The sequence below is a fragment of the Halegenticoccus tardaugens genome (assembly GCF_004116405.1).
Classification (GTDB): Archaea; Halobacteriota; Halobacteria; order Halobacteriales; family Haloferacaceae; genus Halegenticoccus; species Halegenticoccus tardaugens.
The window spans coordinates 157,213-172,257 of record NZ_SDIC01000002.1; the positions used below are offsets into that span (position 1 = coordinate 157,213).

Annotated in this window: 14 protein-coding genes and 1 pseudogene; 7 read left to right on the forward strand and 8 right to left on the reverse strand. The window is 57.0% G+C overall.

The features are described 5' to 3' along the window. Positions 1-126 precede the first annotated feature (126 nt). Positions 127-780 carry an isochorismatase family protein gene (locus C3L37_RS05015; RefSeq protein WP_129113543.1) on the reverse strand — a complete coding sequence of 218 codons (654 nt, stop codon included), beginning with the start codon at positions 778-780 and terminating at the stop codon, positions 127-129. 87 nt (positions 781-867) lie between these two features. Here C3L37_RS05015 and C3L37_RS05020 point away from each other — a divergent pair, with 87 nt between their 5' ends. After that, positions 868-1,353 (forward strand): Lrp/AsnC family transcriptional regulator, encoded by a 486-nt coding sequence (locus C3L37_RS05020; RefSeq protein ID WP_129113544.1) that lies wholly within the window; start codon positions 868-870, stop codon positions 1,351-1,353. 535 nt (positions 1,354-1,888) lie between these two features. Here the strand turns inward: C3L37_RS05020 and C3L37_RS05025 are convergent. The 3 genes from C3L37_RS05025 to C3L37_RS05035 form a co-directional block, all read right to left on the reverse strand. Next, a complete protein-coding gene (locus C3L37_RS05025; RefSeq protein ID WP_228546110.1) occupies positions 1,889-2,218 on the reverse strand; it encodes a hypothetical protein in 330 nt (109 codons plus the stop codon). Positions 2,219-2,684: 466 nt separating this feature from the next. Continuing rightward, positions 2,685-3,506: an ABC transporter permease gene (locus C3L37_RS05030; RefSeq protein WP_323740450.1), complete on the reverse strand. Its 822-nt coding sequence runs from the start codon at positions 3,504-3,506 to the stop codon at positions 2,685-2,687. After that, on the reverse strand, positions 3,503-4,174 hold the full coding sequence (locus C3L37_RS05035; protein WP_129113545.1) for an ABC transporter ATP-binding protein: 672 nt from the start codon (positions 4,172-4,174) through the stop codon (positions 3,503-3,505). Before C3L37_RS05035 ends, C3L37_RS05030 begins: the two co-directional genes overlap by 4 nt. Positions 4,175-4,867: 693 nt before the next feature. On the opposite strand from C3L37_RS05035, the gene C3L37_RS05040 reads away from it, so the two are divergent. Then, entirely contained in the window at positions 4,868-5,062 is a 195-nt protein-coding gene (locus tag C3L37_RS05040; protein ID WP_129113546.1) for a hypothetical protein, read from the forward strand. A gap of 232 nt (positions 5,063-5,294) precedes the next feature. On the opposite strand, the gene C3L37_RS05045 is transcribed toward C3L37_RS05040, so the two are convergent. After that, positions 5,295-6,260, reverse strand: coding sequence for a transcription initiation factor IIB (locus C3L37_RS05045; protein WP_394345776.1), 966 nt, complete (start codon positions 6,258-6,260; stop codon positions 5,295-5,297). Positions 6,261-6,724: 464 nt separating this feature from the next. On the opposite strand from C3L37_RS05045, the gene C3L37_RS05050 reads away from it, so the two are divergent. Next, positions 6,725-7,906: an inorganic phosphate transporter gene (locus C3L37_RS05050; protein WP_129113548.1), complete on the forward strand. Its 1,182-nt coding sequence runs from the start codon at positions 6,725-6,727 to the stop codon at positions 7,904-7,906. Between the two features lie 498 nt (positions 7,907-8,404). Here the strand turns inward: C3L37_RS05050 and C3L37_RS05055 are convergent, their stop codons facing one another. Further along, positions 8,405-9,616: an RNA-guided endonuclease InsQ/TnpB family protein gene (locus tag C3L37_RS05055; RefSeq protein ID WP_129113549.1), complete on the reverse strand. Its 1,212-nt coding sequence runs from the start codon at positions 9,614-9,616 to the stop codon at positions 8,405-8,407. A gap of 285 nt (positions 9,617-9,901) precedes the next feature. Then, positions 9,902-10,579 carry a helix-turn-helix domain-containing protein gene (locus tag C3L37_RS05060; RefSeq protein WP_129113550.1) on the reverse strand — a complete coding sequence of 226 codons (678 nt, stop codon included), beginning with the start codon at positions 10,577-10,579 and terminating at the stop codon, positions 9,902-9,904. Between the two features lie 178 nt (positions 10,580-10,757). Here C3L37_RS05060 and C3L37_RS25650 point away from each other — a divergent pair, with 178 nt between their 5' ends. Together C3L37_RS25650 and C3L37_RS05070 are read left to right on the forward strand one after the other, a co-directional pair. Next, positions 10,758-11,156: a patatin-like phospholipase family protein gene (locus C3L37_RS25650; RefSeq protein ID WP_129113551.1), complete on the forward strand. Its 399-nt coding sequence runs from the start codon at positions 10,758-10,760 to the stop codon at positions 11,154-11,156. A gap of 377 nt (positions 11,157-11,533) precedes the next feature. Beyond that, positions 11,534-11,737, forward strand: a pseudogene (locus tag C3L37_RS05070) (transcriptional regulator); the annotation flags it as partial. Between the two features lie 99 nt (positions 11,738-11,836). On the opposite strand, the gene C3L37_RS05075 reads toward C3L37_RS05070, so the two are convergent. Further along, positions 11,837-12,430, reverse strand: a complete 594-nt coding sequence (locus C3L37_RS05075) for a TetR/AcrR family transcriptional regulator (protein ID WP_129113552.1) — start codon at positions 12,428-12,430, stop codon at positions 11,837-11,839. Between the two features lie 92 nt (positions 12,431-12,522). On the opposite strand from C3L37_RS05075, the gene C3L37_RS05080 reads away from it, so the two are divergent. Both C3L37_RS05080 and C3L37_RS05085 read left to right on the forward strand, forming a co-directional pair. Further along, positions 12,523-14,043: an acyl-CoA thioester hydrolase/BAAT C-terminal domain-containing protein gene (locus tag C3L37_RS05080; RefSeq protein WP_164974668.1), complete on the forward strand. Its 1,521-nt coding sequence runs from the start codon at positions 12,523-12,525 to the stop codon at positions 14,041-14,043. After that, the gene (locus C3L37_RS05085; RefSeq protein WP_164974669.1) at positions 14,040-14,897 is read left to right on the forward strand and encodes a hypothetical protein; all 858 of its coding nucleotides are present in this window, start codon (positions 14,040-14,042) and stop codon (positions 14,895-14,897) included. The genes C3L37_RS05080 and C3L37_RS05085 overlap by 4 nt, the downstream gene beginning before the upstream one ends. Positions 14,898-15,045: the final 148 nt, after the last annotated feature.

Consider the following 15,045-nt stretch of genomic DNA (forward strand, 5'->3'; position numbering starts at 1 on the left):
TGGGATGAGCGAAGTAGGGTAGGGTAGTTTACGGGCTGTACTGGTTCGTCCGCGATCGGCGGGTCGACGGCGGGCTGGTCAGAGTCGAAGTGCCGTACTGTCCGGACTGCGGCAGCGAGACCATCGTCAGGCGCGGTCCATAGGCGGGGTCGCGATCGACCGCAGGTACGTCGCTACCTCGGCCATCGACAGCACGTCGGCGAATTTGGCGTCGATATCCCAGAGGTGCGCCTCGTGCTGTTCGGCCGACCGATCGCCGACACACTCCTCGGGGACGACGGTCCGGAACCCCCGCGCGGCGGCGGCGTCGACCGACGACCGGATACACCCGCTGGTCGAACAGCCGGCGACGACGAGCGTGTCGATCCCCATCGCCGTCAGCATCGAGCCGAGTTCGGTGCCGTGAAACGCGCTGGCGTGGCGCTTGTCGAGGACGTGGTCGCCGTCTTTGACGTGCAGTCTGTCGTCGAGTTCCGCGGGGTACGATCCCGTCGTCCACTCCATGAGCGCCGGGATCTTCTCGACCCAGAGCCCGCCGTCGGCAGCGTCGAGGTGGCGGTAGACGACCCGCGCGAACACAACCGGAACGCCGCGGTCGTGGCACACGTCGACGAGCTCGTTCGTGTTCTCGACGACGGTCGAGAGGTCGGAGCCGAGGGGTTCGTCCGGGTCCGTCTCCCCCTTCTGAAGATCGACGACGAGCAGCGCCGGACGGTCGCCGAGGTCGTGGGCGTGGCCGACCATGCCGGCGTCGTCGTACACCCGCTCTCTGTCGGACATGCGTGGACGTTCGAGGTGTGCTACCTAATAATTTGGTGAGCGCTAGCCTGCCGAACGTTTATCCTTTCCTTGCGTCTCTTGCTACGCATGGCTACCAACGGACCAGGGGAGATGGACGAGATCGACCGAATCGTGCTCGGCATCCTCGCCTCGAATCCGCGAACGCCGTACTCCGAAATCTCCGACCGGCTCGAGGAGCGCGGCTATCAGATGAGCAGCGAAGGGATTCGGTACCGCGCACAGAACCTCTTCGAGACAACCTCGACATTCTTCATGATCGACCCGGCAGAGCACAACTGGCTCGTTCTCCGGACCGCCATCACCGTCGTAAACGAAGCCGACGCAAAGGAGCGAACGGTCGAGATGCTCCGCGAGGATCCATTCTGGTTTATCAGCTCCGGGTTCGGATCATTCGACATCTACGCGGTCGCGACCGCGCCGACGACGCACGAGGTCGACGATCTCCTCAATGGCCTGCGCAGAATCGAATGCATCGCCGACGTCGAGTACTTCATCGAAACCAACCGCACGATCGACATCAGCAAGTACCTCCCGGTACCGGACTCTTCCTGACCGCGATCGGTTCCCGACTCCGCCCGAATCACCGCTGCAGGGGTAGTTCGGTTCCACGAATACGGCATACCGCCTGGGCGCACGTCGAGTCGACTATCGGAGATGCGACTATTTCGGTACTGACACGGCAGAACTGGGGATACACGAATAAATATAATTAAACGGCTCGCTTGCTCACAAGCACACAGAGACGGATTACGGGACGAATCGTCCTTCGGCATATACGTAACTATTCGAATCACCAGTGATTCTATTAAATATCTCCGACGATTAGCATCATGTATTTTAAGAATCTCTGCTATTAGCGAGGGGAAGACTACGCGAAAATGTGAACACAAAGTCATTCCTGCGAATCGTGAATTCCAATTATATACGTTTGAGTGCGTTGGTCTTTTCGCTGAAATACGAATCGGTTGTGAGCGATGCGGTTACCGACAAAGTCGACGCAATAACGCGATGAGAACGGAACCGTGGATCCGATGACCGGGGAGGAACGGACCGCGGATAATCTCGCCCAAAAAACTGCGGAGTACCTTCACTCGGTCGTACTTTCGTCCCGTCGTACCCCTTGGATCCGGCGTGCCAGGCGCTCGAAGTGGCCGAACTGCGGGTGGTCGACGATGAGCTCTGAAATCACAGCGAATGGTAAGGCGATGAGGACGATAAGTCCGATCATTTCCGGGGTCACTTCTGCCTCCGTGGTGAGCGCCACGGCGAGGACGTCCTCCGTCACCCCGAACACGAGGCCGATGACGAAGAATTCGAGCAATCGTTTCAACCGGTGCGTCTTCATAGGTAGTATTGGAGCTCTCGACGGGAGTCTTCTTCGGCGACGTTCGCGATCCTCTCTGTTCTGGAGATTCACTGTACGCGGCACTCACCTCTTCGCCGCACGTCGAACGCGAACGGTACGGCGATTCGCGCCCTCCGAACGCGGCAGGATACTCGCTTTCGGCGGCTCACGGTTTTAGCTGAATTGAGGCGCTAAGCCCCCTTCCTCAACGACCGAGCGAAGCGAGGTCGTAGGGAGAGGATACAGCGCCGCACGGCGTGTTTTCATGTGTATCGGCAGGCTTACTACCCCGCCGGCAGTATGGGGTAGTAGAACACTCGTCACGATTCCGCCGGTGTTCAAACGCGACAACAAGCGTGCATCGGGTGGTGTGACCGAGTGTTGCATCCGGTAGGAGTGGTTCACTCCGAACCGCCCAGCGAGGGAACCGCCTGCGGAGTCTGGAACCGCTGTGTCCACGTCGGATACAAGTTCCGACGCAGAAACAGGAAGCTCCGACCTAACGGAGGCGCGAAGCGCCGGAGTAGGTCGGAGTAGTTCACTCCGTTGGGTTTGCGTCGATTTCCCGTAATTGTTCGGCATCGGTGAAGACGTACCTCCCGATGAGCAAACTACTGATCATGCTCGTCAGCCCGCCGGCTCCGAAAATCATCGCCATGATGACGAACTGATACAGCGCGGCGTAAATCGGATTTTCTCCACCAAGAATCATCCCCGCCATAATTCCTGGAATCCAGACCCATCCCAGGCTCTTCAACGAGTCGACGACTGGGATGAGCGACGCCCGAACACCGGTTCGAACGTGATCGGAGATTACCGCCTCGGATGAGGCACCGAGTGCCAATCCGGCTTCGATCTCCGCGCGGTTGGACGTGATTTCGCCTCTGAAACGATCCAGTGCGAGCGAATTGATTTGCATCGCATTTGCGATGATCATACTTCCGACGGGGACGAGATTGCGGACCGTCGTCTCGATCGCCCCCGCGAGAGTCATCGTGACGATCACCGAGCCGGATCCGGTGATTATCGCGAAAAAAGAAACTTGAACGACGCCTGGGAGTCCTTCTCCTCGGTTTTTCGAAATCCACGTCGCACCGGCCATCATGAAGAGCAGAATGACGCCGCTCCAGAGGAAATCGACGGTGAGTAAGATACCGACGATCGATCCCATCGCAACGATCTGAACCAGCCCTCTGATCAGCGCCATGCCGAGTTCTCGCTCGAGTGCGAGACCGCGAACGTGGGAGATCCCGACGACGAGCGCAGCGAGCACAGCCGCGACCGCGACCTGCCGGACTCCCTGTCTCAACACAGGAGCCGTAAACTGGTTCGCGAACTCGTGTACCGAGGTTTCTATCACGTGAGGACCTCCTCGACCGGTCCGGCCCGATCGACACGCCCGTCTCGCATGGCAAGCGCCTGATCGCCGAGTCGACGCGCTTGATCCACGTCGTGCGTGACCGCGATCACTGTCAAGTCGAGGTCGCTCACGAGTTCGGAAAGGAGCGCCTCGACGCGGCGTTCGGCCGCCGAATCGAGATGAGACGTCGGCTCGTCGAGGAGAAGCACGTCGGGGTCGTTGAGGAGGGTTCGAGCGATGGCCACGCGTTGTTTCTCGCCGCCGGAGAGCTCCTCGACGTCGCGGCTGTCGTAGCCCTCCAGACCGAGTCGATCGAGAAGTCGCTCGACCGCGGTTTGATCTACCGGCTCACCCCGAAGGATCGGCCCCCGAGCCACGTTCTCGGACACCGTTCCGGGAACGAGGGCCGGATCCTGCGGAACGAGCCCGACGCGCATTCGAAGGAGACGGGGGTCGATCGTCCGATAGTCGACGCCGTCGAGGAGCACCGTTCCGTCGGTCGGTTCGTCAAGCCGATTGAGGAGGCGAAGAAACGATGATTTCCCGGCCCCCGAGGGCCCGACGACGACGAGGACGTCGGATTCGGTGACTGAGATCGAGACGTCGTTGACGATGGGTTCGCCGTCGACGATTCGCGTGAGATTTCGTGTCTCGATTTTCGGTGCCATCGACGATGGCTACCGGCGGTGACGTAAAGGTTCGTTCGGTCAGCTGGGTGTGACGAGAGGGGAACGGAACGTGAACTACTCCCACCTACCGCGCTCGGGTTACTCACCCCTCGCGTGGTGAGGTGGGAGCTTCCTCGGTCACCGACGCGACGTGCAGATTCACACGGAATCCACAGCGGTCGCAGTCTCCGGAGGCGTCAATTCGACCCGTCCCATGCCTATCTGACCGCACTGCGCAGTGCGTCGAACGGGTTGGAACCCCCAACCCGTTCTCCTATCACGCACAGTACCGCATTGGTGGGATAGTACATCACGCTAGCGCACACGTCAGAAAGACGATGACGGCGGGCGTATCCCCTCCCTCCTCGCGCCGTCGGCGCTCGGTGAGGAAGGGGCCTTATCCGCCTGCAATTCAGATAAAGATTCGGTCGTTTCAGTTGCCGTGTGGTACGGAGTCTCCTCCTCAACGAGCGAGTAGGGAGCGCGTTCGTCAGCTCTCCAACCTCACAACGCGGAACCACGGAAGTGGCCCTACGATACACCGCCGGCTCTGCTGATGATCGATCAGAAAGACGCCGTGCCGTCGAGTCGCACGTTCGACGCTCTCAGCTACTCGTCCCGTCGGCGGATTCTCGTTCGTCAGGGTTCTGTCCGACGAATAGCTTACAACCTGGCGGTGGAAAGTAGACACCTATGGGACACAGCGTCGGTCGAGTTGGCGGGCTGATACTGGTGTTCGTTTTCGTAGTGCTGTTCTTCGAGGATATTTACATATTCGCCGTCGCCGGGGTGATTCCCGGAATCGAGTTTTTCGTCGGAATCGTCCTCTGTATCCTAATCTGGTACCTCGCTATTCGCCTCGCGCGAACTCATCGGCCGCTATCGTGATGATCGCTGTTCTCCGTTTTGTATGCGCCAAACCGACTAGTTAGACAGAAATAGTCCGTGATATATTCGCTCGCGGCGAGTATGTCTCACACGGCACCACACGGTAAGTGACAAAAACGAGGGCACACCATCCCACGGCAGAAAACTGTCGCAGTTCACCGACGTTGCGCCCGGACCACCGCTATGAGCTCGGGTACCCTGAACCACTCTTTGCAGATGTGACCGTTTCTCGTTAGCGGAGACCCATCGCTTCGATTTGCTCTTGGTAGCGATTGCGAATCGTCACTTCGGTCACCTGCGCCACCTGCGCCACTTCTTTTTGCGTCTGCTTCTCGTTGCAAAGGAGACTCGCAGCGTACAGCGCTGCAGCGGCAAAGCCGGTCGGTGATTTGCCCGACAGCAAGCCCGCTTCGGTAGACGTGTCGATGATTTCCTTCGCTTTGTGCTGGACTTCTTCGCTCACTTCCAGTTCCGAGGCGAACCGGGGAACGTACTGTTTCGGGTCGACCGGATGCAATTCGAGGCCGAGTTCCTGCGCAATATAGCGATACGTTCGACCGATCTCCTTCTTGCCGACGCGAGAGACCTCGGTGATCTCATCGAGACTCCGCGGAAGATTCTCTTGGCGACACGCTGCGTACAGCGCGCTCGTCGCGACGCCCTCAATCGAACGGCCACGGATGAGGTCCTCGTTCAGCGCCCGACGATAGATGACTGACGCGACTTCGCGGACTGAACGCGGGACGCCGAGCGCAGAGGCCATCCGGTCGGTTTCTGACAGTGCGAACTGTAAGTTGCGTTCCCCCGCGTCCTTCGTGCGGATTCGCTCCTGCCAGGTGCGCAGTCGGCTCATCTGCTCGCGCTTTTGTGCCGACAAGGACCGTCCGTACGCATCTTTGTTCTTCCAGTCGATCGTCGTGGTGAGCCCTTTATCGTGCATCGTCTGCGTGGTGGGTGCGCCCACCCGCGACTTCGAGTCCCGCTCGTTCTGATTGAACGCGCGCCACTCTGGCCCTCGATCGATGGAGTGCTCTTTGACGACCAACCCACAGTCCGTACACACCGATTCACCGGTACTCGTGCTTTTGACGACCGTTCCAGAGGCACATTCTGGGCACGTGTCAACGGACGAGGAACGCTCAGGGCGCTCGTTCGAATCCATCCGAGAGGAAGGTGATCGCTGGGTGAACTCCGTCATTGAGATTGGATCACACACGGGGCCGTACTTAAGCTTATGGCTCACACCCCTTCGCTTGTTGAACTACACGGAGAATTTGACGCGCTCTTTGGAGGATTGGTCGCTCTATGAGCGTTTCGACGCGTTCGCTCCGGACGCGATCTCCCCAGCGATGTTCGAGTACATCGACTGTGAGGCGGTCCACGGGCGATGGGGCGTTAGCTCGATGGCGGACCATCAATTATATATAAGTTATGTAGTGAATACAGTAATTGATTGAGTAAATTATTTACGGGAGGCAAAGATAATCTCAGTATGCGATCGTTTGCTGTCCAGCTTCCTTCCCGAACGGCGAAGTCAGACACGAAATGCAAACCGGCGCTTCACGTCAATTGCCCCCCGGAGATCGCAGGCAAGCGGATCTCGTCGACCCGCCATTTTGGTAACTACGCTGTACCGATTGATTTTGCGCTATTTGATAGCATATGAGCCTCTCACTTCTTTTCGTTTGCGGGTTGCTTGTGGCGGTGTTCGTCGGCTTCAATATCGGGGGATCGTCTACGGGTGTCGCATTCGGGCCTGCGGTCGGGAGCAACGTCATTGGGAAGGTCGCCGCCGCTGGGCTAATGACCGGGTTTGCGCTGTTGGGCGGCTGGACGGTCGGGCGAAACGTGATCGAAACGATGAGCGAAGGTATCGTTCCGAACTCGGAGTTCACGCTCCTCGCCAGCGTCGGCGTACTTTTCTTCGTCGGGTTCGCGTTGTTAATCTCGAATCTCTTCGGTGTACCGGCATCCACATCGATGACAGCGGTTGGGTCGATCGCCGGATTGGGCGTGGCAACGGGGACGATCGACTGGTCGGTGATGGGGCGAATTGTTTCGTGGTGGTTATTCGCTCCCATGATCGCGTTTTGGGTGTGTGCTGTCATCGGTCGCTACTTTTATCCTCATCTCGATGCACACTTCGAACTTGACCGCTCTGCGGGCTCACTTCTCCGTTTTGAGCACTCTGGAGTGCTTCCGACGCCGGTATTGAACGACACGACAAGAGGCGAGCTATTGGGCGCGCTCTCCGTTGTTGGAATCGGGTGCTATATGGCGTTCAGTGCGGGGGCGAGTAACGTTGCGAACGCGATCGCTCCGCTCGTCGGAAGCGGCGATTTAGCACTTGAGCCCGGCATCCTCCTCGCTGCCGGCGCGATCGGATTCGGGGCGTTTACGATTGCACGCCGAACACTCAACACAGTGGGAAACGATCTGACGGATCTCCCTATCCTGGCTGCCCTGATCGTCGAAATCGTCAGCGCGAGCCTCATCACATTTCTCTCTTCGATCGGTATCCCCGCTAGCCTGGCAGTTAGTGCAACGATGTGCATTATCGGCCTGGGATGGGGCCGGGCTACACGGACGACGACGTTCACCGAAACGGCGACAGCGGCAATCCGTGGAAGTAAAACGGAGACATCGAAAGGCATGGTGAGGGAACGATCAGAATCGATCGAGGAATCGGCTCCCAAAGCAGCTGAGCGCAGTTTGACCGAACCCCCCGCAGACGATCTTTATAACCCTGCGGTGACCGCTCGGGTCTTTATCCTCTGGGTACTGACTCCCTCCATCGCCGTTCTCGCGTCGTATGTGACGTTCAAACTCGTGTTTGCTCTCTGAGCGAGCCGGTACCTCGACAGGTGAACGTGTGCTTTGACATCCTCCCCGCCCTGAAGGGTGAGGATTCCCACGAGCGACGGCCCGCTGAGTTGGGATGTTTACGGTTCGCACACCGACGAGGTGCTGGCCATGCCAAGTGGCCGTTACTCCTATCCTCGACACGTCCGTTCCCGTCGTTTCCTCGGGGCTTCGGGCGTGCGTCGGCGGATTCGGAGGTACTTGGGTCTGTAGCGTCGGTACCCGACGTGAGGTATCCCGACGGGGTACCGTCGAGCCTCGGTCGGGAGGTCCGAATTTGTCCGATTGTCCCGGTATGGGCGCGGGCATGCCGCGTCGGATAGGTATAGAACCGCACGGAGAGCACCTAAGACTATGCCACACACTGAAAGGAGACGATGACGGCGATTCATCCCACGACTTGAGTCGTGGGATGAATCGCCTGTTTCCACGTAAATTGCCTCGGGGTCAAGCCCCGAGGCTTTCGCGTGGACTCCCATTCTACCCACTAACAGTGGGAGGCGAATATTCGCCGTTCACGTTCAGCGTCCCGCGATTCAAGCGCACATCTACGGGTGCGCCTCCGTCGTTTGCGTTTTGCCGACGACGGAGATACTGCAAACCGATGTTTTTGGAAGCGTTATAATCAGCGTGATTCTCGTACCCGCACTTCTCACACACGAACGCATCTCCCGACCGATTGTCGCGGTGGGTAAACCCGCACGTCGAACACCGTTTGGACGTGTTCCGAGGGTCAACCTGCACGGCTTCCACGTCATACTCCTCTGCTTTGTATTGGACGTACTCGTACAGGCGTCTGAACGCCCAGATGTGTTGCCACGTCGCCTGCGGGATGTTCTTCCGAATATGGGTCAAGTCCTCGAACACGATGAGTGAGCAGCCGTGTTCGACGGCTTCTTCGATGAGTTCGTTCGCTACCGAGTGCAGGAATATCTCGAATCGACCCGTCTCTTTGCGACCGACGCTCTCGATGTTCTCGTGGGCGTGCCGTGCGCCACACTGTTGGAGCGAGCCACGACGCTTCTCATACTCTTTGCGCCAGTGGTTGAACTCGTCTGTCGACCAGAACCGACCTGTCGAAGCAACAGCGATATTGTTGACGCCCAAATCCACACCAAGGACTGTTCTGTGCTTGGACTCGGATTCAGACTCATCGTCGCCTTCGACTTTCCGCATTGAGGCGTGCAAGTACCATTCACCGTCGCGGTACTGCAAGTGTGCCATCCTGAACTCGAAGTCTTCGTCGGAGATGTACTTCGTCGGAGGTTTCTCTGAGTCGTCGGGAAGGATGTAGTCACATTCGATGCGCCCGTCAACGGTGGAGAGGGAAACGTGGTCGCGGTGGAACGTCGCGGAGCGTTTGTCGTAAACCGCGCTGTCTGCTGAGAAGTAAGGCTGTGACGTTTTCTCTCCGTGTTTGAGGCGTTCAACACCGCTCTTGACGGCTTCGACCGCACGGCGAATCCCTTTCTGAACGAGGTTGGCGGTGAGGTCTGTTTCGTCGCGGAGTTGGTCGTACAGGGCACGTTCTGCTTTGGCCTTGGAGGTGACGTGGTATCCGTCGTCGCCGTACCAGCACCACTCTGAGGCGGTGTTGGCGCAGTGTTTGAACTGCTCGACAGTCTCTCGGAGGAGCGAGTCGGCTCCTTTGGGCGTGTCGAGTCTGATGACGGCGGTACGGCGGTATTTCACCGTGTTTCACATATTGGACTGTAGTTACTTAATTGGAGGGAGTCGTCCTTGCCATCGAACGTGGTTGGTGGAGTGTATTGTCGGCTTCCTCCCCGAGGTCAAGCCTCGGGGCATCTGCCTTGATCATTCTGTGAACAGGTCGTGTTCCAGCCGATGGCAGTCGTCTGATCAGCGCCACATAGGCGGATGAAGGCGGTGTCGATGTCGAAAACCGCCGGATTGACCGGCGCACTGGTCAGTCTGTCTCCGCTGTCCGCGACCACCAAACGAGCGGGTGGCGGCTCGTCAGCGATAGAATTCACGGATACGTCGTTTTGCAGAATCATTTAACGCGTCATCGAGAACTGCCGCCGTTGCTCGTCGAAGGCGTTCGGAGAGCGCCTGGCCTGAGATACCAAACTCGCCGGCTAATTCTGCCTGCGTCACTCCACGTGGGATGTCGAAGTATCCACGGTCGAAGGCAGTCATCAAGGTTTCGTACTGCTCGGTAGACAACTCCGCGGTCAATCCGCGTTTTTCGACCTCTGAATGAAGCGACTGGAGGTTCACGGGAACGTCTTGTTTTCGGAACTCATCGTGAATATCAGATAGTACAGATCGGTCGAGAGTACGGAGCGTAAGATTCCACCCTGCAGAAGTAATAATCCCATCGAGTAGGATCGTATCATGATTGCCAAAGAGAATCGAAACCGCCGAACAGAACTCACCTTTCGGAAGGCCGATTCGGTAGAGGCGAGTTGGCTCCGCCGTTGTGAGGGGGGCGACGTCAACAACGGTCGGATCCTCTTCGAGAGACGCTTCGAATCGATCAAACGCGTCCCCGCTCGCCCAGACAAGGAGCGTCGCAGTATGTCTGTCCGTACAGAGAACCTGACCCAACTCGATGGAGAGCCTCATCTCTGGAACGGCGACGAGTGATTCCGTGAGAAATGGAAGTTCGAAAGAGAGGGTTGCAGTGATCATCTGTCGGCCCTAGTACGTACCAGTGCCATTTCCATGTAATGCCGGGGTCTCCGTATCCGAAACCGGAATCAACACCGTTCTGACTGGTTAACAACGCAAAAGCGAGGGACGTTATATTCATATTTTATGTGATAAATGTATTAGGTGATATGCGGTGTCGAATCGGGTGGTGAGATCGATGAGCACGTCATCACAGAGAACTGTCGCGATAGTCTGTCAGGGAGGCGGAAGCCACACCGCATTTACGGCTGGCGCTCTGAAACGCTTGCTTCGGGACCAGGGGTCTGACTGTCGAATCTCTGCGCTGAGCGGGACGTCAGGAGGGGCACTCTGTGCGTTTGTGGCTTGGTATGGCATGCGGACCGGAACCCGCGAAAAGGCGATTTCTTCGTTAGACGCGCTCTGGGAGAACATCGAGGCGACAGGTCCCTACGAACGGATCGCGAACGCCGGTCTCGTCTGGAGCTCACGGCTCCTCGAGATGGGGTTTCCGATGTGGCAGCTCCCGCCGTCCGGTAACGTGTTTTCGGAGCGTAGTCAATCGAGGAGACCCCCCATGATTAGGATGGGGCCCTAGAGTGAATGCTATCGGTTACTTTCACTGTGTGCCGAGGGGTCACATTCCACCGGTTCGTGTGGGTGAATGTGCGTGGACAACTGGCAGTTGACTCGGTGTTTGCCTCACCAAAACGTAAGCCGACCACGCCGACTGTCGGTAAACAACCAGGTAACTCGAAGCCCTTCGCGGGTACGAGTAACGGCTTCGTGGCAGCGCCAGTGGCCGACAGTCCACCAACCGTAGATTCCCACCCATCCGAATCGACGGGAGTACCATAGCAACCTCGGGAAGCGTCGCCCGTTAGCGCGGCGAGGATGTCACTTCTGACCACTTACGAGAGCCTCAGCACACTCGACGAGGTCGTCCTCAAATGTTCACTGACAGAGACGCCCAGCATCGTCGAGGAAGTGCTCTTGCCGGACGATCGCCGGCAGAACGACCTGCCGTACAAGTTCTACGGGATCAGCGAGAACGGTCGGCAGTTCCTCGCAGAGCACAAGCTCCTTCGAGCGCAGGATACACTCCGAGAGATCTACGACCGGGTGGAGAAAACCGATGACATCAAACGGTACGAGACTGCCCCGCGACCCGAGCGCTAACAGCTCCCGTCTTTCACTTCGCAGACGGGGTTTGACATCCACCCACGACTAAAGTCGTAGGTTTTCTCGCCTGAAATCCTGTAAATACACCTTGGACGATCAACTATCCTCGACGAGTAGCGGATCGATAAGCCATTGTTCAATTATTCTTTTTGAAATCGTTATGTTTTCATCACTGCCAAGCAGTACACGGTGGAGGCGTATTCCGTCGATTGCCGCTGAGAGAAATGCAGCTGTCTCAAGTGGGTCGATTTGTTTGATTTGCTCTGATTCTATTCCTTCTCGAAGAATGTTCGCCATGAGATCCACTGCTTTCTGTTCATTCTTAACATATTTTTCTTTCAATATCGGACTATGCGGAACGTGAACCATAATCTCATATATCGAGACGTAAAAATCATCGCCTGGCGTGTATTCATCACCATATATTATGATATCAACTAACAGTCGCAGACGCTCTACAGGGTCATCTACGTCCATCTCTCGGATAAACTCGAAATATGTCTCTGATAGAAAATCGTATAACTCTGCGACAAGTTCATCTTTCGAATCAAAGTAATGATAGATGAGAGAGGGGCTTTTCTCGAACTCGTCACTAACATCACTAATAGTTAAATTAGCATATCCATGGGTGGTTATTGCTTGCAGTGCTGCTTCCAGAATCTGTTGTTCTGTTTCTGTTCGACCACTCATAAATGAGACTTGGTGGTCAGGTATACAAATTGATTGGGTGTCCGGTCGATGAAAACGACATCTTTATATTATTGAGTGGGTATTCAATCAACGTGAGTGAAGATGAACGTCCCTCCGGCAACAGCCAATATATAAGAGATCGGGAGTCTGGCTGCGTTGCTGGCGATGGTTCTGTCTTTTGTGCCGATAAGAGGGTGAGTCTCGATCATCTCAACCAGGCAAATCTCCGAATGGATAGACGGAAGCTACTGAAGCTAGCCGGAAGCGCGGTGATATCGCTGTTCTCAGGATGTGCCCAACTTGAGACCGGAGGAAACGCGCAGAATCAGGGCGGAACGATTACTGTTACCCCTCCCGACGGCCTCATCGACGACCCTCTTGAGATTCGGTTGTCTGATTTCGAGCCGAACGAAGAAATTTCGGTCCGAGCACACACTACTGATAACCACGGCCAAACGTGGCTCTCGTTCGGACAGTTCAAAACCGACGGTGACGGGACGTTATCGCTCACTCAACAAGCACCTATCTCCGGTACCTACGAACGAGTCGATCCGAGAGGGTTGCTTTGGTCGATGCAGGCCCTTGACGGCCCCGCTATATCGTTTACTACAGATGAGCTGTATACCGTTCACGTTAGCGTCCAACGGAACGGCACGACGGTCGCCTCAACGAGGATAACGCGACGATTCATCGCCACTGACGTTGGTGAGCACCCTGTCGATGAGGACGGCCTCGTGGGAGTATTCTTTGAACCACCCGGATCTGGTCCCCATCCCGCCATACTCACACTTCACGGAACCGAAGGCCAAGTACCGTGGCTCTTGGGAGCGATGCTCGCCTCGCATGGCTACGCGACGCTTGCACTCCAGTACTTCGATCCCATAGGAAAGACGGAACTCCCCACGTCACTCGTTGAAATTCCGCTTGAATACTTCGAACGCGCAATCGACTGGGTACTCGATCGACCGTCGGTAACCGGCGACCGGGTAGGCGTTGTCGGCCCCTCGATAGGGGGCGAACTCACGCTGCTTCTCGGTGCGACACTTTCGCGGATCGGTGTCATCGTCGGCTACGTCCCGAGCAGTCTCGTATGGGAAGGCCCCGGAGGAGAACGGCCGATGTGGACGTATAACGGAAAGGACATCCCGTTCGTTCCCATCGAAGTCAATCAGGAGAGCGTACCAAGTCTAATCGGGGCGGCGGCCGCCGGGATCAGGGGGCGGCCAATTCGCGTGGCAGACCTCTTCCGACCATCGTTCGACGATCTGGGCGCCGAATCGGTCAAAGCGGGCATCATCCCAGTTGATGAGATTGACGGACCGGTGTTGTTGATCTCGGGCAAAGACGACGGAATCTGGCCGTCGACGGCACTGTCGGAAATCGCTATCCACAGACTCGATAGTCACGACCATCCGTATGCATACGAACATCTCGCCTACGAGAATGCGGGACATATCATTAGTGTCCCTGCCCAACCAACAACAGACTGGGACACGTTCAACGTCATGCCGGGGATGACTTTGGATGCCGGTGGAACCGCGTCGGGCAATGCTCACGCAGCCGCTGATTCCTGGCCTCGTGTGCTCGAATTCCTCGCTGAGGGGCTCCGATGACTCGAGGAGATCTAGCGACGTTCATTACTCCCATTGGTATCGGAATCGGACACGTCATGTTCGTGTTTGGGCTCATGAACTGGATCGGTTACCCGTTCTATTTGTTTTCCGGCACTCGAGTTCTACAGATCATATTTCTGATTCTTGGGCTCTTTCTCGTGGCGTTCGTCCCCGTGTTGATCTTCGCTCGCGTTCGACTCGTCGTGCCGCTCGTAATGGGTACAATTGGATTCGGCATCGCCATCGTCGCTGAACTCACAACGCCACACCCGGAATTCGCGACGCTCGGTGAGGACGTACTCATCGTGGGTACCTCTTACATAGCCGTCTATACGAGCGGGTGGTATGTCTGGCTGCTGGCGTACGGACTCAGTGGAGTGTGTGAATACTTCATTCGAATATCCGCTGACGGTCGTGTCGGCTCAGTCGAATTCAGTAGCAGGCACGTTCCGTTTAATCGAAAACAGAACGTACTCTTGGGGTGTGTGGTTGGTTTAGCGCACACGGCTGTAATTGTCTGCCTTGGGATCGGACGTGAAGGAACGTTGCTCTCGGGTTGGTTACTCGGGTGGGGGGTACCCGGGCTACTTCTACTCGGATCTATGTCAATGCTGTTTTTGATTCGGTATCAAGTGATCTCTCCTCTCGCCGAACTTGTAAGTGTCCAGCTGTTGGTTGGTGTCGAGGCATTGGCAACGATCAGCGGCACGCCAGTAAGCAGCTATCTCTTGTTCTGGCCGGTGTATCTCGCGCTGATGTTGCTGCTTGTCATGGGTGAACACGCACTCCGCTTGGGCTATCGCAAGGTGACGAAGTGTCGACGAACAGTCACCACGACTGACGACAGGTCGTGAATCTCCGACACTTCCTCCGAGCAGCGGGGATCAGTGCCGTCGGTGCGACCGCATTCGCCGCACCTGCAGCCGCGTACCGCCGCAAGCGCAAGCGCCGCGTTTCGCAATCCCAGTCGAGTCGGCAGTCCGCGTCCGCGAGCTTGAGCCA